Genomic DNA, 20633 nt, shown 5'->3' on the forward strand with positions numbered 1-20633 from the left:
GGGGGGGGGGCGTCGTCCCTTCAGTGTGGGCAACTGATCGAACCAATCGGCGGTAGCATGTGCGCAGTGACTTCACAGGCTGAGCGAATAAGCATGCGACTTGTAGGCATCGATCCTGCCCTTGCTGGGCCGGCCTTGCGATCATTCAGCCAGATCGCCAACGCATGGTCCCTGAGCACAGTTGAGCAGTGTGCAGTTCTTGGCCAGCCCGAAGATGTTGTTCTTGTATTGGCACAGACAGGGGTTGTCGAGGGACTCCAGCAGGACACTCTCGAAAGGATTAGCTACGTTCTGGGCATCTATCGAGCGCTACACACAATCTTTCCAAACCGGACACAGGCTGATGGCTGGATCCGTCGACCCAATAAGGCAAGTTTGTTCAACGGTGCCCCAGCTCTGACACTCATGTGCAGTGGAAGTGTCGAGGACCTGGCCGCGGTCCGTGAGTATCTGGAAGCTGGAGGACGGCTAGACGCCTAGCTCCTGCAGGCGAAGGGCCGGATCAGATTGAAATGCTCTGAGAGCAGATGGGTAAGGCGCTTGCCATAAAAGCCGCTGAGATCGAAGTCACCTCTTCACGCGGAGCCGCTGAGTCGGCAATGCACTCACTGAGTGTATCTGGACGCTTTGGGAGGGGGCGTACCAGTAGGCTCACGACGTGGACAGAGGGCGGCGGGTGGAACATCATTCGGGAGACCGACCAGACAATTAGTCTCAGTCTGGGCGACTGGCCACGGGTAGGGTGGATACGCCCAAATCGAGGAATACCACATGCGCCCAACTATTCTGGCTCTCGACCTGGAGGGCACCCTGATCTCCAATGCTGTCAGTCAGATCCCGCGGTCGGGACTGTACGAGTTCCTCGAGTACGCGCAGGGACAGTTCGATGAGCTTGTCATGTTTACGACAGTGGACGAAGTGCGTTTCCGTCGGATTGCCGCGTTATTGGTCTCGGAAGGCAAAGTGCCGGATTGGTTCGCCCAACTTGCTTACACGACCTGGAGCGGTCGAACTAAGGATCTGACCTACGTGTCGCCAACTCTGGGAGAGGCCCTGCTGTTTGACGACCACGCGGCCTATGTCCATCCAGGCCAGGAGCCACTGTGGGTCGAAGTGCCATTGTTTGACTCTCCCTATCTGGCTGAGGACGAAGGTCTTCTGGTTGCGAAGCGACGCCTAGAGGAGAGAATGGTGAGCCTGGCATTAGAGTCTTTTCCGACCGGCCGGCATGAGGATGCGCAGTCCTGAGGCTACTGGTCATCTCCGATCTGCATCCCGAGTGTGGCCGGACGCGCCTGCGGTTGTTCGCAATCCGTTAGGCGCGGTTCTTCCCAACCTTAAGCGTAGTCGAGCAGGCGTTGTCGTCGCTAGGAGAATCCGCACCTCGATCCCAGCTTCGTTGTTGAGGTCTGAGATCGCATCAGCCGCAATCGTCTTGGCAGCTTGGTCAGGCCGCGCAATTCATTAGTTCACCAGAAGGTACCAGTACCCATCTGAAGCATTGATCCCCAGCGCGTCGCGCCTGAGCATCAGGTCAGGTCCCGCTCCAAACTAGCCAAGTAGCCTCGAGCAATTCGAGACATGGACGATCTCTCTACGAGACCGATCCTTGGTGCCATGGAGTCGAACAGATCAATACACTTCCTGAAATCTGACGAGCTCTTTCGCAGGAGAGCGAGGCTGAAGATCGCCTGTGTAGCATCGCAATGCCCTCTGAGGACTAGGTTCTCAAGGTGACGACATACTGAGAAGAACGCAGCAAGCCTCTTTGAGTTCGACATGAAGCCGATACTGGGCATAGAGCGCAAGGCGGTCTGGGCAACGGGAAGGCTCTGGTCATACATGATCGCGACCTGCACTAGGTCCTGGGCCGACGCGCCTGTCAGCATGGAGTACTCAATCAGAAATTCCCTCTTCCCAACCATCGTCTCGGTCACGACCCACTTCCTTTGTGTGAAGCTCTATAGCGTTGCATACATACAGTGTGACCGCAAAACATGTGCAACTTTTGCTCGTGACTTCCTTCGATCCCGTCGATAGGGGTGGTTGGCTGCGGTAGCTAGTGCTCTTTAGCCATCGGAAGCGGGTCTCATGACGGGGCTGATCCCCCTTCTAAGTGAATTCTGGACCGCTTGGCCCCGATCGGCTCACCAGTTTTTCTCTTGAATAAATAGACATGACAATCAAATAAGGAAACTGTCATGTCAAACAAAAAATCAAGTCGATTCCAGCCTATCTTCAAGAATTGCTTCAACGGCAACAACTTCATCCTCAGCAAGCAGCTGTCAGTCACCATTGTGCTCGGTGTCACTATTGTGGTCTCCATCGCCCTGGCGTTGACGCTTGGTGCCGGCGCGTTGGTCATCTGCGCGCTGATGTAGGGGCAGCAAAGTTCCTGCCCGGCATTGTGCAACACGGGCAACTGAGACTTTGTGGATACCAACCAAGCTGAAGCCTGGAAGAGCCAATCAAGGCCGACTGGATCCGCCTCAGGTGGCTTGCCACCCAAAGCCAGCGTTGCGGTATGCCGAAGGCAAACAGTCGGAAGTTGATGAATGATTTAAGGCGACGTTGTAAAGTTCGCCCGCTGCCCGGCCGATATCGTCAGCTTACCCCCCTGTGCCTGGCCAGGCCGACGACCTCTGAGGAAGATCCATGGAAGGACGTGAAATCGTGGCTTTTGCAGCCGCGCTCATTGCAGCTGTGCTCGCCTATACCAAGCTGATCGCCGACAAAGAGTCCAAGATCTCTGACTTTCGGAAGGACTGGATCAATAGCCTTCGCGAGGCGCTCTCGGAAATGCTGGGGGAGGCCTACACGATCTCTGGCCGTATCAGGATTCGGGTCAAGCATGCCGAAACCGTGAGGGCGGCGGCGGCCGAAGCAGCTAAAGCAGCTAAAGCAGCTAAAGCAGCTTCTGCCGCGGCGACTACGGACGAGGGCGCCAATACTGCAGCCGAGCCTGGTGGCTCACACATTGCCGCTGTAGAAGATGCAGCCGCACAGCGGGCTGTGGGTGCGACCTCGGATGCGGCCGCGAGCATTCAGAGTTCTGACTCTGTCGACGCTGCTCCTGCGCAGGATGAGAAGGGTGCTGGAACTGATGCTGCTGGAGGCTCAGAGGCACCCACTGCAGGTTCCACCAAGGACTCATCCAAGCCAAAGCAACCGCTGCTAACGGAGGAGCAGGTCGTTGAGCTCGAGAAGGACCTGACAGATCACTGGCACAGCCTTCGGAAGGCACATCGCGCCATTCTCCTTCACCTGAACTTCGGCGAGACGGCCTCAGGCTTGCGTGAGTTCAAGGAGGTGGAGCTGGAGGGCAGTAGGCCCGCTGGCGTCTGGAAACATTTGGTTGATCAGACGCGCATTGGCGGCGCAGGTAGGAGCTTCGATAGCTACAAGCCGAGTCAGAACCGCGGCATGTCTGATGCCGCTGTGCTTCTCGTCGACCAGTTGGAATTGCTGGTGGAAAAGCTTCTCGGTGAGTACGACGAAGTTGGTGAAGAGAAGAGATACGATGAAATCAAGAAGGCCATCTCCGATGCGACTTTGCTTGGCAACTTGGTTCTCAAGCCAGAGTGGAATCGGATCAAGGATGGAGAGCCAAAGTTCAACAACGTGCTCAAGCAACTGAAGCGGCTGGCGTTGGGTGGCTTGGCGTTCCTGCTTTTGTTCGTGTTCATCCCAAAGAAGCAAGGAGATAGCGCGACAGCGCAGAGGCTTATCATCGATGTCAGTCAGCGCCAGGAAGCTCCGATGACCTGTCCAGAGATGTTGGACTTGCGCGACAAATGGAGGGGAGTTGCTCCCGTCTCTTCCAGCCTGCCGTGGTGCCCCCCCAGGGGCTTGTGAGCGAAAGCCTACTGGCCCTCCCACTACACTGGGGTACTGGGAGGCGCTGGCGGCAGTGGCGGTGGCGGTGGCGGTGGCGGGGAGCCAGCAAGCGTCTCGTCGAGCAGCAGGTCCACGTTAGTGTTCTTGGTCCGTGTGCCTGAATCCATCGTATCGTTGGACTCTGCAAGCGCTGCCATGAACTTGTCCCGTTCCAAGAACTCGCTCTCCATCCGTCTGATCGTCTGATGGATCGTGAGTTCGAATTGGTCGTACTTTGTAGGTTTGTTCCCTGAGAACTCCAGCATCGTGCAGAAGCGCGTCGGAAATTCCCGGATCAGCGCCGTGGTAAAACCATGTACAAGCACCGGCTCGGCCTTCGGCCGACACATCAGTGCGTCTTCAGCACGATAGATGGCTCGGCGTGGTTCCGTGTCGAGCCAGATCACAGGATACGGAATGCCGCCCAAGACTCCCTTGAAAGGCTGTCTACCATCAAAGTAGAAGTTGAAGTTCCTGTAGTCCAGAGTCGGGATATGACTGGGTTCGGCGATCAAGTCGACACATACCTTGCTAAGCATGTGCGCAAGTTCAACTGAGAGGGTCAACTTGCGAGAAGTTGCCTCCGCGCTTACGCGAAACCCGGTGTCAATTGACTGGCCAATGAAGTCACGACTGACCGTGGAATGGCCTTCTCGGAAAAGTTTGAACAGTTCTGCGTTCTCCCAATCCGAGTCCGTCTCGGCCGGATCGGCAGTACGATCATCTGCTGAGGTCAACTGTGGATGTGCATCATCTGGCTGTGGTTCCGGGTCGAACGGAGCGACAGCTTGGGCCCCTTGCTTGGCCAGTTCAGCTTTTCTGGCTTCTGCCAGTTGGCCGGGGGCGCCTGTAACAACGCGGTGCCCGTGGGCGAGCAGGAAGATCTCCCTATTGCGAATGGGAAAATCCGCAAGCCACGCAGACGCCTTCAAGTCGAGTGACTTCGACTTGGTGAGCATGCTACGAAGTTCAGTGAGAACGCCCATCCAGGCGCTCATGCAAATCAGCGCCTCATGGGGATGCTCGATCTCCTTAGTGAAGAGGACCTCGTCGCCAATGGTCTTCCAGAGCTCTGGCGGATCAGCGCTCAGTGGCAACATGCTGGGTGAGGCCTGGTGGGCCTTGTACGCCTCGTCCCACTTCTTCTCGAAGAACCCTTGAGACTTGCTGTAGAACGACCGAACAACGCCAAACCAGGAGTCCGAATCACGGCTGGATCGCTGCTTGAAAGCAGTTGACCCAACAATGTCTGCACTCATGAAAAGTCGCAGGCGCGGCCTAAGTGACTCGCGGACTGAGTCAGGAGCCAGTCGTTCGGTTGCCATCAGGGGATCAGATTAAGCGATCGCGCTCTGACGCCAGCTGCGCTCTCGGACACACCGAAGCGCTCGGCCACCTTCGCGATGTCCTGATCCAGTTCTTTGTAGATATCTATGAATGCTTGGCTAGGCATCAGGAAGGACGCAGCAAACCAATTGGCTTCGTGCTCAGTTCTGTCACTGCCGAAGCGCCTCGCACGCATGTGCGTGATCTTGTTGTCCGCTTCGCGCTTGTTGTTCTGCAGCAGGTAGTGCAGGACAAAGTGACCAAGCTCGTGGGCAATGGTGAACCTGTCGCGCTGAGGACTGGTGTTCAACGGGATGTTGATGGTGAACTTGCCAGGCTCGATGGAGATCGAACCCGACTCCAAATCGCCTTCGGCCAATTCGCCGTACACGATCTGGCCACCCATCCTCTCGACGATCGGCTCAATGGGGCCGCCCAAGACGAAGCCCAGCTTCGTAGCAACATCCGCAGCTAGGGCTGAAACGTCGACACGTGCCCATCCCAGTTCTTTCGGCTTGTCCCAAGTGACCGTCATGATCGTCCCCGTCTGTAAAGAAAATTGTAGCACCACGTATTGCCTTACAAGTACAACACCCCTGCGTCGCAACGCCTGCGATTGGCCAGAGTTGCTGGGAAGGGGGGGGCGGGAAGGGGCAGGTGGGGTGGGCTTGGCATGGCAACGCCTTGGGGGTGCTTTCCCAGGAACCACTTTGCTAGCAGTGCTAAAAACGCTGTGTGAAGGGCATTTGGTGTCACTAGCGGAGGGGGTGCGGAGTGGAGCCGTACTCTTGTCAGGGCTGATCCCTGTCTGGGACGGGTGCGCCTTGAGTTGCTCCGTTCAGGGAGTTGCCTCCCCCTCAACGTCTGGGTAGCCAAAGAGTGAAAAAGGGGTCAAATGCGCAAATTGGCCCATCCCCTGGCCGGCAAGTTGGGCTAAGGAGCGAGTGAGGTTGCCCTCCGTCGTACCTGCCCAACTCATCTTCACGAACGATCCTGGGCCGGCCCCAATTGGGCTAGGTGAGGCGGCATCAGTCCACGGCAACAGAATGCAATGGATGACAGTTCAGGTTGACTATCGAAATAGCCGGATTCGTCTCAAATGATCCATGACTGCAGCAATCGACAAGCTGGCGCGATTGATACCCATTCCCGTTGGTGCTTCAACTTGCTACATGCGAGCATACAGTGGATCACGCAGTTCGTTGGCGGTGAGGGGGGGGCGAATCCTGCGGACATCTCGCCACACTTGCGACCAAATGGGGAGGCCAGTGACTAAGCCTCCCCAAGTTCGAGATCAATTGCTGAAGCTAACTTCTTCTGCGAGGTGTTCGTACAGATGCTTCTGGCGAAGTGCGGCAACTTGAATGACCGAAGGGATAGTGACTCGGTACGCAGCGCCTGCAACATCGACTGCAGTCCAGATCCCAGTGATCACCCAGCCAATCGGTCCAGTCAGCAATGCCATCGTTCTGGTGAGGGCGATGTTGCCAGCGAAGGAAAGCCCGCGGCCAATGAGCGCTTTAAGGATGGCGTTCACTATGATCGCGGTCAGTTGGTATGACCTGAAGCCACCCAGCCGGAACACCGCCTGGAACACGCCGACCATGGTTTCAGCCGTGACACCATTGGTGTTCTTGACGCCGGTGGACTCTGCCAGTTCTCTCAGTTCTTCGGGGCTCATCTTCTCCAGTGCGTCCGTAAGGATCTTCATCAAAAGATTGCTCTCGATCTTCTCTACGCTGGAGTTTTTCGTGTAGTTCACCTTCATCTTATCGCATACATCCATCAGCACTTCCTTGTACTGAACGCCCTTGCCACCCCGGAACATCGTAGCGAAGGTGTTTGCCCCGAAGCACTGAATTTCGGCTGCAATCTGCTCCCAGTACTGATGATGATCTGGGTTGCTGCGCCAGGGCCTGCAGCAGAGCCATGTGGGTCTGGTGGTGCTGGTTTGCATGCTGGGAGACATCGTCCTCATTCTGGCTGGGGTGGCTGGCATCGGCGCATTGGTCCACCAGTGGCCATGGCTGCTGCAGTTGCTTCGGTTCGGCGGCGCTGCCTTCCTGGCCATTTATGGTGCGATGGCTGCGCAACGCGCCATCCGTGGAGGTGGCGAACTCATTGCCGCGTCCACGGCGAAGCAGCACTGGCGGCCAGTCCTGCTAACTGTCCTCGCATTTACCTTTCTGAATCCCCACGTCTATCTGGACACCATGGTGCTGCTGGGCAGCCTATCTACCCGGTATCCGGCAGAGATCCGCTGGGCATTCGCGCTGGGCGCCTGCTGTGCGAGTGCAGCCTGGTTCACCCTCCTTGGCTACGGCGCTCGACTGTTGCTTCCCGTGTTCAAGAACCCGCGGGCCTGGCGCGTGCTGGACAGCGTCATGGCCCTCTTCATGCTGGGCTTGAGTCTGCTGCTATTGCTCAAGCCGCTCAAGGTGAGCTGAGCCATGAAGGCTGGCGTATCATTTGGACTGCCTGATGTGCTGCTGCTGGGCTCTGATAGCGCCAAGGCAGCCACGAAGTCATCCTGCATTCGGATCAGGGTCGCCCGGCAAGATCAGAAGATTGCAGCTCTTTTGGAACCGTCCGTGATATCGGGGTAGAACCCGAGCCTGCGGACTGCGTGAGCACACGCTGATGGCAATAGGGCTCCTTGGCACCACTCGCAGTGGAGCAGCGGCGGAGCGTTGGCTTCAGCATTGTTTCGCCCCGGATTAGGGCTCAGCCCGGCGTCCCCTTGTACCGCTCGACAGATGCCTCGCACCTTCACCGAGCTAAATATCTGGCGGCTTGTGCCGATGTCCAGTTCGTCTCCCGATCAGGCGGATCGATCCGATCTGTGCTCCTGGGGCGGAGTCGCTACCAAACAACTCCCTAGGAAGACCGATGAAAGGATGGAACGGATATGGCAGATGATGAGTCCCTAGAACCGGCAACCAAGGTTCTTTTCCAATCCGCCATTGAGGCCGGTGCTGACCCGCATTACAACGCATGCGTGGGTGAGAACACTGGTTCAGTCGAAAATGCGCCCCTGTATGCAGGTGGATTTGAGAAGGCCACTGAGGTTCTTCTTGTGTCACTTGGACTGGTGCCGCCCTCGAACGCCCGCCCAATGTGGGCCCGTGGCCGCATCGAGGACATCCTGGTCTACCCGATCTGCTATTGCGCTCGCCACCATGTTGAGTTGTCCATCAAGCACCTGATCCCATTGGCTTGGACGGCGTTCAAGCTGAGGCATCCTAACGATCGCAAGGGCCTATCAAAGCCTGAGATCGGCACCAAGCACAGCATCAAGCTCTACTGGAACATGCTCAACGATATATGCAAGGCCACTGACAGCCGTCTAGAGAGCCTAGCTGGTGCACTGGAGCCGTACATCCAGGATCTTGAATCGGTTGACTCGACAGGACAAGTCTTCAGATATGCGAGTAATTCTGATGACGATGAGCTGCATCTGGAAGAGCTGGATCACATCGATCTGGCCCATTTCGCTCAAGGCTATGCTGAGCTGTGCAAGATCCTTGAGGACATCCGCTATACACTTATGACCGTCGAGGCTGAAGCTGCCTGCGGATCCTTCGCAGGCCCTTCAGGTCGTGACACGCTTCGTAAGATTGCAGATGAACTGCCACCTCTTAATAGCTGGGGCGATGGGACCTTCAACGCGACCAAGGCGAGTATCCGGCTCAAGTACTCACTAGGTAGCAATGCGCTTTCTGCTGCGATCAACCGTATCAAGTCCTCTCGCCACCTCTCCTACAGAGTGGGGCATGAAATTCCCATTGAGCACCTCAATCGCGGGGTGTTCGAGAGGCTGCACCGCACCTACTCCGGCGACCACGCCTCAGCTGCGTCGTTGAGTGAGGCTGAGCTTTCTGCGCTTCACGCGGTACTGGAGGTGGGAAATCCCTCCGTGATGCCCGAAGAATTTGACTCGTATTTGGCGCCACGCCCCGCTGGTGACGAGGCGGCATATCAGTACGATCTGGAGCGCGATCCAAAGCACCTAGCCCGGAAGTTCGCGAGGGCTCCGGATCGGATCAGAGCTTCGCTACAGGCGCTTGGCCAGCCGACGTTGTTGTCAGAATTCACTGACGTCTACGCCGATCATATCGCGCGCCTTGAGAAGCTTCGCGTTGATCAAGCTAATGGCTTTGATGACTTCCTCAATGGACTAGTTGGCAGTTAGCGTCGACGTTTCCCGGATGTTTTACCACCACGCTCCGTAGGAGCAACAAAAGAGGGACTTAGCGATGTCGTTGGATAAAGCAGATTTGCTCTTGGCCGGTGCGGAAGCAAAGTTCAAGGAGCTTGCACCGAAAGTGGCACAAGATCAGCAGTTGGCCCTGCAGTTCTGGGCGAAGTTGATCGCCAACAGTAAGGCGGTGGTTTCGCTTGTACAAACAGACTACGGTAGCCCCGCGGCGATGGTGCATCGGGTGTCGATCGAGCACTTTGCGTACATGTACGGCTTGGTCAACGGTGTGATCACGGTTGAAAGCGTTGAGCAGCAACTCAAGTACGACATTCTCAAGAACGCTAAGGGCCTCGACAGCGCCCAGCGTCGTGACGACAAGGCGGGGCGGGATGTGCTGACGGAGGAGAATCGTCAGCATCTGGCTGAGTTCTTGGATGACGATGGAAACAAGGTCAAAGACCCTGGCGTCAGGGTTTACAATATTCTTGGCGAGCTGGATCTGGACTTCATCTACAACATCTACCGCCTTTACTCCGTAAACGCCGCGCACGCCAACATGTTCTCGTGCCGCTGGAATCCCAATGAGGCAGAAGTGACGGTACTGCTGGACAACGTCAATGATCTTCTGGAGATCGCGGGAGCTCTCTGGCAGGAGAAGGTTGGTAGCGGCGAACTGGCCTGATCGATAGCACCGACCTGCTACGGCCCATTTCGGCTAGCACTGCCTAGGCGCCTCTTGCCGACGGTTGATACGCTACAGGCAGTGCCGGGTGCGGCGCCGCAGATAGGATGTGGGGGTCGAAGTCAGTGAGCTTCGGCCCCCGCAGCGTGAAGTGTCGTGGCTTCATCCGATCAGCTTAGATGTCTTTGGTGCGTCATCTTGCCTTGTGTTAGCCAATCACCACAACGCTCCACACGAGCTTGAGCTAACTTCCATCCACGGAAGAATCTCGCTCACTCTGCCTACTTGGATCATCGCTTTACATAGCAGGAACCGCACGGGGGCGCCCCGTGGCGAAGTCAAATGTGACAGTAGGGTTGGTACTGCCATCGCCCGATTCAGGGAGGCCACACTTCGGCGCAGTACTGGAAGCGAACCTTGAGGGAACCTTGCGTGGCGGGCTGGAGAATGACAGCGTTGCCACCGTAGTCGCCTATTGGCATCGTCATAAATACTAGAGATTTCAGTTGCTTGCATCCCACCGGCATCCAGCGTCTGGAAACGTCTGATGCCTTGGCCTTAAGGCTGATGGCAAGCACGGTCACTCGGCGCTAATCTGTGAGCTAGGGCAGGGCGATTCCACTGTTCATCGGCAACGCACGGTCATGGACAGGCCTACTTAACGCATCAGGGGGATGCATGCGCACACCGATTCACCTTCCGGTCCTGGACCGGCTCCAGGTCTCAAACTATCCGCTTTACCCAGGCGCAGCCAAGAACGGACTGGATCTGATATTCAGTGCTGGCGTAACCGTAATTGCCGGCGTCAATGGCATTGGCAAAACCACGTTGCTAAACTTGGCATTGCGCATGCTTCTGGGCGCAAGCAACCCCAGCAAGGCCGCCACGCGGGACATCGGGAAGGCGAGCCGACGTAGTCTCGTCAATACGAAGAAGTTCAAGTTCTTTGCCGCTCGAGTGCCGAACTTGCCTGCGGCCGCATCTGCGGTTCTTACTTACCGTATTGGTGCGACCAAGGTCGTAATTGAGCGCAGCTTGGTCGATCTGAGCATCATCAAGCTTACCGTGGGTAAGGAGTCGATCGAAGACAGCACCAACGCCCAGTTCTTGGATCGCATGGCTGTGCTGGCCGGCATGAGCTCGGCTTACGACTACCACATGGTAGTGCGCTATGTTCAGTTTTTCACCGAAGAGCGCCTACCGCTGCTTTGGTCTGCCACAGCTCAGGTCGAGCTGTTCAAGATGCTCTTTGCCGAGGCGCCAAACATGGCCAGCCTCAATGCTCTCTACAAGGAAATTCAGAAGGTCGATAGCGATCTGCGAAATCGCGTGTATCAGCTGAACGACCGGAAGGAGATGCACGCCAAGGTCATCGCTGCGGTTGGGCTGGATGGCGTCGGTGTAGAGGAAGTCCGACGCGTTCTGCAGGAGACCCAGGACGAGCTTGCACAAGCTAGCAAGGCGGTAGCGTTTGGCAATCAGTCTGTCCAGGACGCCATCGCTCAACAGGATGCCGGGCGGCGTGAACTGGATGATCTTCAGAACCGGCTGGATCAGATCACACACGAATTCCACAAGCGAGACGCGGCCTTCATTTCGCAGATTCTGCCGGTTCCGCATAAGGACAAGATGGCGCTTCTGATTCAGGGGCTCACATCGAATTTGGGTTGCTTTGTGTGCGGCCGTGCCGGAAGCAACGAAGTGGCGGTCATCAATGAGCGTCTTGAGCAGCATCACTGTTTCATTTGTGATGGAAAGCTACCGGAGATAGCAGCGGACGAAGGTGAGCAGTCCCCACAAGAGTTGTTGGATCTTGAGGAAAAGATCGCGACGCTTGAGGCTGAAATACTGCGCCGTGAGGCTGGCCAGGAGGAAGGGGACAAGGTGTACAGCGAGGCGCTTGCAGCGCTCCGTCCCTTGGCAGTCAGGCGCAACGAGTTGGTCCATAAGCTTGAACAGCTCGCCATCCAATGGCCAAACGAGGTCATGGCTGCAAATGGCGGCAATCCAGGGGAGTTGGCATCTGAAGAGGCGGCCATTGAGCAACTTCGGGTGAGGCGAAACCAGCTCAACCAGGACTATCGGACCCAGATCGCCGCGCTTAGCACTCGAATGGGTGCATTCGAGCAGGATCTGGGTCAGAGACTGACCGCATATGCCGAGCAGTTCCTGCTAGAAAAGGTGGCAGTCGAGTTCTCGCGAAATGCGTCGGTCAAGATCGTCACGGGTGCGGTACCCATCAAGGTCCCAACGTTCCGAGTCTCCATGACGTCAAGCACACACATGGCGACCCATGAGAGAACAGAGCCCTCCAGCGTATCGGAGTCCCAGAAGGAATTTTTGGACTTGGCCTTCCGAATGACGCTGCTCGACATGATCGGCGCTGATTCCGGAACAATGCTGATCATGGAGACGCCCGAAGCGAGCCTCGACTCATGGTTCATGGAACGGGCCGCATTGATGATTCGCAAGTTCGCCGCCGAAGGCGGAGCTACGAAGCTGATCGCTACTTCCAATGTGAACGGCACGTCCATGATCCCGGACTTGCTTGGCCTGAAGGATGGAGAGAGGCTGGCAAGCAAAGACTCTCACCGCCTGATCAACCTGATGACGCTAGCCGCTGAGCCAGGTGTTCTGAAGGAGAAGGACGCCAAGGCCGCGCTATTGGCAGAGATGCGGAAGTACGCCGATGCCTAAGCTCAAACAGGTGACGGTTGCCGACCACGACCGCCTTTTCTTCATTCGTTGGATGCTTCTACTTGTCGTCGCCAATGAGGCGGCAGGCCTGCCGGTGTTGAACCGGCAGAGATTGCATTCGCTGCTTTTTGTCTCCTTTGCTTCTTCAAAATTTTACAGCATCGTCCCACTGCGCCAGCGGGCACGCCGATCTGAGCACGGGCCGTACTACCGCATGGCTCACATCGCTTTGGGTCATCTGGTGATGGCAGGGCTCTTGGACGTTACCGACTTCAGACCGCACCCGGCGCCTCGGGATCTGCAGTTTGAGGGCGTCTTTCGGCCAACACTGGCTGGTATCAAGGCGTGCAAGCACCTGCGCATGACGATGACCGGGGATCGCATCTATCGGTTCCTGCTGGATATGTCACTGGCATCTGCTGAGTCGCTCGGGTCTGACGCCGCCCAAGCAGATTCCCAAGTGCTTGATCGGACTCTGGAGGCAGACCTCACCTATCAGAGAGCAGTGCGCAAACATGGTGAAATTCTAGAGCTTCAAGATCCGAGTGAGGACGAGACGCCGACCGTTCGTGGTCTTCACTCAATCGATGACCATTTGCAGAGCAAAGGGTTCTTTAACCGCCGTGATGTGGTGGCCGCCTATCAAGTCGTTCTGTCGCGACGTGCAGGGGGCAGCGCATGAGTGTGCCTACCAGCCCAGTAGCGCTGACTAAACAAGAGATCGGCGGGCTCGGCAACCCAACGGTCACTCCTTCTGGCACTGAGGCTCAGCGCTTCGTGCAGTCTTGCTCAGCCTGGTACCGCGAGTGGCTCGAGGCTAATGCTCCGATCCTGGATAGTAACGGCATCAAAAATACGCAGGTGCTCGTGCTGATTCATACGGTCTCGCCGGACATTGAGTGCGCTGACTTCGCGTCTGTGGGCACTGACAAGGAGATTGTGTTCAGGTCAGCCTTCGATGCGAATCTTGAAGGTGTGGTGCTGACGACTGAGAACACTCGCCGGATGATTAGGGTCAGGGGTGGATTCAGCTCGATCAGCGATGCCATGGCGACCTGTATGATGCTTCCCCCCGAGGCGACGTTCGTTGTGCTTCCGCTCGCCCAGCGGAAGATGATGCTGCACTATGGTGGGGATGACCTCGAGTCCTGGTGCGAGCATCCGCCCGAGTTCCAGATGCGTAGCGGCTTGGATGCGCTGTCCGTTGAGCGCATTGATAAAGACATCCATGAGTTCCACGACCAAACGCTGAAGATTGCCGCAAGCCGGATTTCCCGGAGGATTTGGTTGGGACCGGCTAAGCCCTACAAGCTTGTCCATAACCCTGAAGAAGCTATCCAGTCCTACCTCTTCACGGCGCTCGATAACCGCTATCTCTACCTGAAGGCCATTGTCGATGAGGAGACCGTCGGCAGGGGAGGTCGTTGCGATATCCGAGTTCAGTGGCCCAATCCGGGTGGTCTTCACAACTACACTTCCGTCATGATTGAGCTGAAGGTTCTCATTGAAGGTCGTGGCAACGCCGCGCATCGACGTTGGATCTGGAAGGGCATCAAACAGGCCAACAGGTATCGCAGGGTGGACACCGCCGGCGTATTTGCGTGCATCTTCGACGGGCGAAAGGATCAGTCTGATCAGATGCCTGGCTTCAAGCCTCATGCGGAACGACTGAACGTCAATCTGCGCTGGTATCAGATGGACCCTCCGCTGGATAAAGCTTGGGACGACGAGGTGCCGGACCTTACGGTTGCGGCTGAGTCGAACATTGACAGCGCTGCGTCCGCCTCAGCAGACCCTCAAGGGACGCAAGAGGCAGATCTGTCATTGGTGAACTCCCCGGAGCCCTCCGCTCCCTAGCCGTTGCTTGCTAGGCCGTTTTAGGCCCCTCACGACCTAGCTCAGGCATTGAGCAGACGATTGGCCATTCCCCCGACTCCATTAGAGAGCTCAGGTATGCACAGTTCGATCAGTTTCCCAATTCTCGAACACTTCCACGTCCACGAATACGGCCTCTACCCAGGTAAGCCGGATCGTCCTGGGCTACAGCTGACCTTCAGGCCTGGCCTGACGCTGGTTGTGGGTACCAACGGTCTGGGTAAAACCACCATGGCCACGATGCTGTTCCGCATGCTCAGCGGGCCGCATGATCTGTCACACCAGACGCTCAATGCAACCGAGCTTGGTGGGCAGTCTCTGGATGAGATCGCCTTGCCAGCCAGGCAGAAGGCCATGTTTGCGGACAGGGTGAGCGACCGTGCAGCAACCGCGCACGCGGAACTTCAGTTCCGGCTAGGAGAGAGCCGAGTTGTCGTGAAGCGCGCGATTAAGAATCTTTCGCTGATGGGCCTTTGGGTTGACGGAAAGCTGGTCGGGAACAAGGAGGGGGACTACCAGCAGCACGTGGTCACCTGTGCCGGCCTGTCTTCATTCGGCGACTGGTTGATGTTCCTACGGCAGCTGGTGTTCTACTTCGAGGACCGAAGGTCGCTGGTATGGGATGCATCGGCGCAACGACAGGTCTTCCGCATGCTTTTCCTGCCCCCTACGGCTGCCAGGGATCTGTACACGAAAGAGCGAGAGATCCTGAAGCTGGACAGTGGGATACGAAATACCAATGCGGCCCTAGGTCGGCTTGAGGCGCGAGTTGATGAGGAGGAGCGCAAGAGGACCGATAGTCAGGATGTCCTTAGCCAAGTCCGATCGTTGCAGCCGTTGCAGGAGCGAGATCTAGAGAAGCAGGCGCAGCTCGTTTCGGAGGTCAACGACATTGACGAGTTCCGGCGTGGGCTGCGGCGCCAATTGCTGGAAGCTGAGGACCGAGCCAGTCGCCTGCAGGAGCAGTTGGAGGATGGACGGCTTCAGATCATTCACAGTCAGTTCCCTTCCAAATCGGAGACAGCCAAGTACCTCCTGTCTTTGCTGATGCTGGATGGAAAGTGTGCCGTTTGCTCGGAAGAGTCGCCTGGATTTTCTGCCACGATCGAGTCGCGTGCGGAGCATTCAATGTGCGTGCTCTGCGGTAGCCCGGCGCACGTAGAAGGACCGGAGACGGCCGCGCCTAAGTTTGAAAGCCTTGCCGAGACTCGGGATGCTTTGGAGCGTGCCAGGGTGCGCGCTGCAGAGCTGCAGAGTGAGCTTCGAGCCGTTTCTGAGAGCTATGACAATCGCAGCTCATACATGCTGAAGCTTTCAGATGAGGTCAGTGCTCGGGACAAGCTGCTGACATCACTCATCAAGTCTCTTCCCACGGACGATGAGATGCAGCTCCAAGCAAAGAAGGAGCTCATCGGTCTGCGGCACTCGGTGGACCAGGATAGAGCTCGCCTTGAGAAGCTGACGAAGGAATTTGAGGCAACCGCGCAGAATTTTGACAGGAGCGTGTTCCAACGCGTGGAACAGATCAAGCGGGCCTTCAATAGATACGCCAAGGACTTTCTTTTTGAAGATGTCGCACTGAAGTGGACTCCCCAGGTACGTCAGGTCGGACAGCTGCAGACGATCGAAACGTCCACTTTTGACCTCGATATGGGGGGGACGGACTTCGGCGTAAGCCACCGCCGAGAGGGGCCTTCTGCCGTCTCAGAGAGCCAGCGTGAGTTCATCGACCTCGCATTCCGCATGGCGCTCATTGAAATTGCGGGTGAAGGGAAGGGGGGAAGTCTGGTGATCGATGCACCGGAGTCCTCGCTGGATGCTGTGTTCGTGGAGCGGGCTGCTGAGGTTCTGTGCCGATTCGGGCAGCCATCGAGCACAAATCGTCTATTGATTACCTCAAACCTGATTGATGGGCGCCTGCTGCCTGATCTGATCAGGCTTGGTGTGCCGCCGGCGGAGAAGCGAGATCGGTTGCTGAATTTGATGGACGTGGCCGTGCCCACGGCCGCGGTGAAGGCTGTGGGAGACAAGTACCGCAAGGAGTGGGAGAACATCCTTATCCAGGGGCTCGGGCAATGACCACCTCCTATGGGAGCTTTGTGGATCCCAGGCGTCGACAGATCATCCTCTTGGGGCTGATTGATGCAGTCGAGCGCTCCGGTACTCGACCAGTAGAAGCCAAGCGAATGCATACGCTGTGGTACCTGGCCAACGCACTGGCGCCGGCCTGGGGGCTGCCGCCGTTCGATGCTGCCGTTTTCAAGACGGACAAGCAGCCGTACTTTCCGGGCGTCCAGGCTGACATTGATAGTTTGGTGGGCATGGGGCTGCTGGTTGTCGCTGATTTGGCCACGACAGACGATGGTCTGCGCATCCAGGGTAGGTTCGTGGTCAATCGTGAGTTCTGCGATCGTGTCCTGTCCACGATGCGCGGCATTCCAGAAGACTCAAATCTTCTGGACTTCCTCGATGATGTAGTTCAGGCAACCAATCGCCTCTCAGACGTTGAGCAAGCGGTGGCGCTCACTCAGGACGCTACCTATGGCGATCCACGTGTGGACGCGGGTAACGTCGTGGATTTGGGGCGCTGGATCCGCCCAGACGCTACGACACCAACTGAGTACGTTCTGGCCAAGCTCCAGTCAGTTGCAGGCCGCAGGCTGAAGCCGGCAGAGCTGATGGAGCTGTACATGGATCACTTGGGCTGGAGGCTGCGCAATGGCAAGTGATGGTGGCCTGTGGTCTGACGATAGCTTGCTAGGGACTGTCAGTGCCTATACCGGTTCTGGATACAACCAGGATCTGCCTGCGTTTACTCAGTTCTGCCATGAGGCTGCGAAGATCATTCGTCGTCGTCGAGCTTTGGCTGGTAAGCCAATGGCTGATGGACCTGTGATCTTCGTCTTAGAGGGAATCATTCCCCCCTCGGCAGAGGGTGGGGAAGTTCGTCACCTGTTCAACATGGGGGCGCAGAGTATTGAGGGTCGCTTGTGGACAGGTGCGTCCCGGTTGGCCGTTGCAACGGGCTTGGATCTACCTCAGGGAACTGCGGCGGATCGATTCAATTACGTTACGCAGACCCTGGGGATGGGGGATTCGCCAGCGATCTACTACGACGCCAGTGAGAGCGAGCACCTGATGAGGGCCTTCCCAGAAGGGATGGGTAAGCCCAACGTGTACGACGATCTTTCGTTGAAATCTGCTGACCTCTCTCTCGAACATATCCGGGACATGCTCAAAGGCGCTCATGCCCGTCTTTTGGTCAGCCCTACAGCGTCGAACCTGGCTCGTAGTCTCTGGGAGAACCAGCAAAAGACGATTCCCATCATGCATGCCGAGAAGGCGGTGCAGGACATCCTGCACGTCGCTCTCACCGCCCGGTTAGGCTTTGGTGCAATTGCCGTCAGGCAAGAGGGCACATCGGAGATGGGAAGGTTCGACTTCCATCTTGAGGAGCAGGACCCGGTAGACCCCTCAGTTTGGACCCACCACGCAATCATTGAGCTGAAAGTCCTCAAAAGCTTTACATCGTCTGGCAAGCCCGTGGCGGCCAGAGAGAATCTTGAGGCGGTGACCAAGGGGGTGAAGCAGGCTGTGGGCTACAGGCATGCTCATAAGTGCCGGCTTGCGGCGCTCTCATGCTATGACATGCGAAAGCCGCCAGATCCTGAGGCGGCGATCGCACATGAAGTCAGCAACGCTGCTACTTGGAACGTGGGGCTGTGGGCTTGGCCGTTGTACCCAACGGCCGACCGTGCCCGGGATGCCTTGGTGAACTAGCCCTTCTTGCGAAGGATCACCAGGCTCTCATCGAGCTCTTGTTTGCCACCCTGTTGAGCAGACGATCTCATTGATCGGAAAGGCTCAACCTTGACGACCTCAAAGCCCAATGGAGCTGCGAGGTCGGCGAGGATGTTTGCAACCTGAATCCGAATGCCGGCATAGCGGCTATCGCCTACAACGGCCCAGATTTCACCACGATCATTCAGGCGGCCGTGCAATGCAGCCATCACCTGAGCCATGTCATGGAAGTAGCCGCCAACCATCTCCGGAATCCACGGGGACCAGAGTTCTCCCTTTACGCGAGCCAAGCGACCAAGGGCCAGGTTCAGGCGACGAGAACCCTTAGGCGCGGGAGCGAATTCGCGCTTGATCTGCACATGGGAACAGAGAGTGGACATGCGAAGATCGCGATTGGCGTCTTTCCCGCCAAGATAGCCGAGCATCCACAACTCCACGTTGTACACGTCGGTGTAGTCGAACGAGTTGGGGTACGGAGGTGAAAATACAGCCAAATCGGATTTCTTGCTGCCTGCGATCTGCTCGATGCAGGTACCGCGGAGCACATGATATCCACGGTGACGGCGCATGCGATGGGCATGAATTTCTTTGATTGCGTGGCGGGTGCGCTCTTCAAACAGCTCGTCCACCAGCCTTGGCGGGATGTCTCGTTCCTGCCAATTGCTTCTGTAGCGGCGCCCCTTGCCGTTGATCAGCACGTTGCTCACCGAGATCAGCATGCCGCCCAGCATTGCCTTGAATAGCCTGCGATGAGTTGGGCGGGCAAGTTCTTCGATTGCGTCCAAGTGGCAAGCAATGCGCTCGGCGACATTTCGGTTGAACACCCAGCGATCCTGGGAAGCCGATTCGATGAACGTCGGTGGCACGTTCTTGAACCGAGCCAGTGATGCTCGCCGGCGGCTGCCTACGGCCGCGACCACGCGGCTGAGATCCAGTGCAAGATCATCAGCGTCGTAGCTGGATAGCTTGGCCTCGATCAGGTCAGCCAAGTATGGATTGACCTCGACTGTCGTCGGCTCAACGCCCAGGAACTGACAGGCGAGGGCGGTCGTTCCAGAGCCCCCAAACGGATCTAGGCAGGAGCGGACTTCACGGGCGCTCTCATTGACTGCCCGGGCGATGACCTCAGGGGCGAATGCCTCCTTGAAGTGATGCCATCCCTGGAATGGCAGGCGCTGGGCGCCGGCATTTGAGCCGATGGACACGATCTTGCGGCCGCCGGTCCATTCCTCGAAGGAAACGCACAGATCGGGGTGACTCTGGGCGGACTGTGGAGCCAACTCCATCGGAACTCCATGCATGTTGGATTTGCCTAAAATTTGCATAAGAGGATGCAGATTTGCATACTCAGAGCATGGACAAAGTTACCGGTATCTCCGTGCTCAGGCAAGCTCTGGCCCTACCGGAAGTAAGCCGGTCAAGTGTCGGCAGGGCATTGGGAATCGATGCTTCCCAAGTATCCAGAATCGCTGCCGGTCGATTTGTGAAGCTGGAAGGCCACGCGCTCCGGGTATGCAAATATGCACAGGGGCTAATTGCTGGCTCCAACTCGGCCGGATTAGAGCCCCAGTTGGTGCCCGATTCCAGGCTTCTACAGCTAGCCGCAGCCAACCCGCAAGCGGCCAAGGCGGTCTCCGATCTCATCGATGCTTTGCTCGCCGCCGGCCCCAGCCCATTGGCGGCGGCTGGCTCGCATGCCCGACTGGTATGAGCACCGGAATACCGACTTCCGTGGGGACTGTCTCGGATCTTGGCTCCTGCCGCTTTGGTTAGGGGAAAAGCTCGCGCACGCGTACGAATGGGCGGCCAGTCTCCACTGCGCGTCGGTCCTTGAGCGCGATCACATCGGCAAGATCCAGTCGGCGCTGTAGGGCGTCATAAAGATCTAGACCTTCTATGCAAATTACCTGGTGCCCTCGTCCAAAGGCTTCCAGGCCTACGTCCGTGAAGCCGGAGTTGCTGATAAAGACACCTCTGCTCCAAGCAACCTTGTCTCTCACCTTGCCGGCAAACGCTCGCAGATCGGCCGCATCGGTCTTGCTGTTCTGCCACTTTGCCTCGACGAGGTATGTGTGGTAGTGAAGTACAAAGCTCCCATCTATCTGCTCACCTGTATTGCGGAAGCCACTCCGAGGGGCCAGGCCAAAGGCCGCAAAAGCCTTAGAGAGAAATTCC

Annotated in this window: 17 protein-coding genes and 1 pseudogene; 13 read left to right on the forward strand and 5 right to left on the reverse strand. The window is 57.2% G+C overall.

The annotated features are described in order from the left end of the window. Positions 1-93: 93 nt before the first annotated feature. The 4 genes from HMPREF3114_RS20780 to HMPREF3114_RS18930 all read left to right on the forward strand — a co-directional run bounded on the left by HMPREF3114_RS20780 (position 94) and on the right by HMPREF3114_RS18930 (position 3855). Complete coding sequence (locus HMPREF3114_RS20780; RefSeq protein ID WP_176746395.1) at positions 94-480, forward strand: MbcA/ParS/Xre antitoxin family protein; 387 nt, start codon at positions 94-96, stop codon at positions 478-480. 291 nt (positions 481-771) lie between these two features. Then, complete coding sequence (locus HMPREF3114_RS18915) at positions 772-1248, forward strand: HAD family hydrolase (RefSeq protein ID WP_070490415.1); 477 nt, start codon at positions 772-774, stop codon at positions 1246-1248. Positions 1249-2201: 953 nt separating this feature from the next. Further along, positions 2202-2381, forward strand: coding sequence for a hypothetical protein (locus HMPREF3114_RS18925; RefSeq protein ID WP_049459169.1), 180 nt, complete (start codon positions 2202-2204; stop codon positions 2379-2381). A 274-nt stretch (positions 2382-2655) separates the two neighbouring features. After that, positions 2656-3855 (forward strand): hypothetical protein, encoded by a 1200-nt coding sequence (locus tag HMPREF3114_RS18930; protein ID WP_070490419.1) that lies wholly within the window; start codon positions 2656-2658, stop codon positions 3853-3855. A gap of 23 nt (positions 3856-3878) precedes the next feature. Here HMPREF3114_RS18930 and HMPREF3114_RS18935 read toward each other — a convergent pair whose 3' ends face one another. From HMPREF3114_RS18935 to HMPREF3114_RS18945, 3 genes are all read right to left on the reverse strand, one after another. Continuing rightward, positions 3879-5135: a hypothetical protein gene (locus tag HMPREF3114_RS18935; protein WP_070490421.1), complete on the reverse strand. Its 1257-nt coding sequence runs from the start codon at positions 5133-5135 to the stop codon at positions 3879-3881. 65 nt (positions 5136-5200) lie between these two features. Continuing rightward, positions 5201-5737 carry an ImmA/IrrE family metallo-endopeptidase gene (locus HMPREF3114_RS18940; RefSeq protein ID WP_049459172.1) on the reverse strand — a complete coding sequence of 179 codons (537 nt, stop codon included), beginning with the start codon at positions 5735-5737 and terminating at the stop codon, positions 5201-5203. A gap of 759 nt (positions 5738-6496) precedes the next feature. Continuing rightward, positions 6497-7201, reverse strand: a complete 705-nt coding sequence (locus tag HMPREF3114_RS18945) for a YaaW family protein (protein ID WP_083297630.1) — start codon at positions 7199-7201, stop codon at positions 6497-6499. Here HMPREF3114_RS18945 and HMPREF3114_RS18950 point away from each other — a divergent pair. From HMPREF3114_RS18950 to HMPREF3114_RS18990, 9 genes and pseudogenes are all read left to right on the forward strand, one after another. Then, positions 7098-7649 (forward strand): annotated as a pseudogene (locus tag HMPREF3114_RS18950) (LysE family transporter); the annotation flags it as partial. The gene HMPREF3114_RS18945 and the pseudogene HMPREF3114_RS18950 overlap by 104 nt on opposite strands. Before the next feature lie 461 nt (positions 7650-8110). Then, a complete protein-coding gene (locus HMPREF3114_RS18955; protein WP_141750855.1) occupies positions 8111-9394 on the forward strand; it encodes a hypothetical protein in 1284 nt (427 codons plus the stop codon). Positions 9395-9458: 64 nt separating this feature from the next. Further along, positions 9459-10085 carry a DUF5677 domain-containing protein gene (locus HMPREF3114_RS18960; RefSeq protein WP_070490425.1) on the forward strand — a complete coding sequence of 209 codons (627 nt, stop codon included), beginning with the start codon at positions 9459-9461 and terminating at the stop codon, positions 10083-10085. Between the two features lie 678 nt (positions 10086-10763). Further along, positions 10764-12782, forward strand: coding sequence for an AAA family ATPase (locus tag HMPREF3114_RS18965; protein ID WP_070490427.1), 2019 nt, complete (start codon positions 10764-10766; stop codon positions 12780-12782). Then, positions 12775-13464, forward strand: coding sequence for a hypothetical protein (locus tag HMPREF3114_RS18970; protein ID WP_070490429.1), 690 nt, complete (start codon positions 12775-12777; stop codon positions 13462-13464). Before HMPREF3114_RS18965 ends, HMPREF3114_RS18970 begins: the two co-directional genes overlap by 8 nt. After that, positions 13461-14639, forward strand: a complete 1179-nt coding sequence (locus HMPREF3114_RS18975) for a hypothetical protein (protein WP_141750856.1) — start codon at positions 13461-13463, stop codon at positions 14637-14639. Before HMPREF3114_RS18970 ends, HMPREF3114_RS18975 begins: the two co-directional genes overlap by 4 nt. Before the next feature lie 96 nt (positions 14640-14735). After that, positions 14736-16736 (forward strand): Rad50 family protein, encoded by a 2001-nt coding sequence (locus HMPREF3114_RS18980; RefSeq protein WP_070490433.1) that lies wholly within the window; start codon positions 14736-14738, stop codon positions 16734-16736. After that, positions 16733-17386: a hypothetical protein gene (locus HMPREF3114_RS18985; RefSeq protein ID WP_070490435.1), complete on the forward strand. Its 654-nt coding sequence runs from the start codon at positions 16733-16735 to the stop codon at positions 17384-17386. Before HMPREF3114_RS18980 ends, HMPREF3114_RS18985 begins: the two co-directional genes overlap by 4 nt. Beyond that, positions 17376-18437 (forward strand): hypothetical protein, encoded by a 1062-nt coding sequence (locus HMPREF3114_RS18990; protein WP_141750857.1) that lies wholly within the window; start codon positions 17376-17378, stop codon positions 18435-18437. The genes HMPREF3114_RS18985 and HMPREF3114_RS18990 overlap by 11 nt, the downstream gene beginning before the upstream one ends. Here the strand turns inward: HMPREF3114_RS18990 and HMPREF3114_RS18995 are convergent. Both HMPREF3114_RS18995 and HMPREF3114_RS20785 read right to left on the reverse strand, forming a co-directional pair. Further along, positions 18434-19744: a class I SAM-dependent methyltransferase gene (locus HMPREF3114_RS18995; RefSeq protein WP_070490439.1), complete on the reverse strand. Its 1311-nt coding sequence runs from the start codon at positions 19742-19744 to the stop codon at positions 18434-18436. The two genes, HMPREF3114_RS18990 and HMPREF3114_RS18995, sit on opposite strands and share 4 nt — an antisense overlap. Positions 19745-20227: 483 nt before the next feature. Then, on the reverse strand, positions 20228-20633 hold a 406-nt coding region (locus HMPREF3114_RS20785), incomplete at its 5' end, for a restriction endonuclease (protein ID WP_141750858.1).

The organism is Stenotrophomonas sp. HMSC10F07, from assembly GCF_001807895.1.
GTDB classification, from domain to species: Bacteria; Pseudomonadota; Gammaproteobacteria; order Xanthomonadales; family Xanthomonadaceae; genus Stenotrophomonas; species Stenotrophomonas sepilia.

Bases quoted from the DNA above. Each gene is read 5' to 3' on its own strand.
- HMPREF3114_RS20780 (WP_176746395.1), top strand. From the start codon at position 94: ATGCGACTTGTAGGCATCGATCCTGCCCTTGCTGGGCCGGCCTTGCGA.
- HMPREF3114_RS18915 (WP_070490415.1), top strand. From the start codon at position 772: ATGCGCCCAACTATTCTGGCTCTCGACCTGGAGGGCACCCTGATCTCC.
- HMPREF3114_RS18925 (WP_049459169.1), top strand. From the start codon at position 2,202: ATGTCAAACAAAAAATCAAGTCGATTCCAGCCTATCTTCAAGAATTGC.
- HMPREF3114_RS18930 (WP_070490419.1), top strand. From the start codon at position 2,656: ATGGAAGGACGTGAAATCGTGGCTTTTGCAGCCGCGCTCATTGCAGCT.
- HMPREF3114_RS18935 (WP_070490421.1), bottom strand. From the start codon at position 5,135: ATGAGTGCAGACATTGTTGGGTCAACTGCTTTCAAGCAGCGATCCAGC.
- HMPREF3114_RS18940 (WP_049459172.1), bottom strand. From the start codon at position 5,737: ATGACGGTCACTTGGGACAAGCCGAAAGAACTGGGATGGGCACGTGTC.
- HMPREF3114_RS18945 (WP_083297630.1), bottom strand. From the start codon at position 7,201: ATGCCAGCCACCCCAGCCAGAATGAGGACGATGTCTCCCAGCATGCAA.
- HMPREF3114_RS18955 (WP_141750855.1), top strand. From the start codon at position 8,111: ATGGCAGATGATGAGTCCCTAGAACCGGCAACCAAGGTTCTTTTCCAA.
- HMPREF3114_RS18960 (WP_070490425.1), top strand. From the start codon at position 9,459: ATGTCGTTGGATAAAGCAGATTTGCTCTTGGCCGGTGCGGAAGCAAAG.
- HMPREF3114_RS18965 (WP_070490427.1), top strand. From the start codon at position 10,764: ATGCGCACACCGATTCACCTTCCGGTCCTGGACCGGCTCCAGGTCTCA.
- HMPREF3114_RS18970 (WP_070490429.1), top strand. From the start codon at position 12,775: ATGCCTAAGCTCAAACAGGTGACGGTTGCCGACCACGACCGCCTTTTC.
- HMPREF3114_RS18975 (WP_141750856.1), top strand. From the start codon at position 13,461: ATGAGTGTGCCTACCAGCCCAGTAGCGCTGACTAAACAAGAGATCGGC.
- HMPREF3114_RS18980 (WP_070490433.1), top strand. From the start codon at position 14,736: ATGCACAGTTCGATCAGTTTCCCAATTCTCGAACACTTCCACGTCCAC.
- HMPREF3114_RS18985 (WP_070490435.1), top strand. From the start codon at position 16,733: ATGACCACCTCCTATGGGAGCTTTGTGGATCCCAGGCGTCGACAGATC.
- HMPREF3114_RS18990 (WP_141750857.1), top strand. From the start codon at position 17,376: ATGGCAAGTGATGGTGGCCTGTGGTCTGACGATAGCTTGCTAGGGACT.
- HMPREF3114_RS18995 (WP_070490439.1), bottom strand. From the start codon at position 19,744: ATGGAGTTGGCTCCACAGTCCGCCCAGAGTCACCCCGATCTGTGCGTT.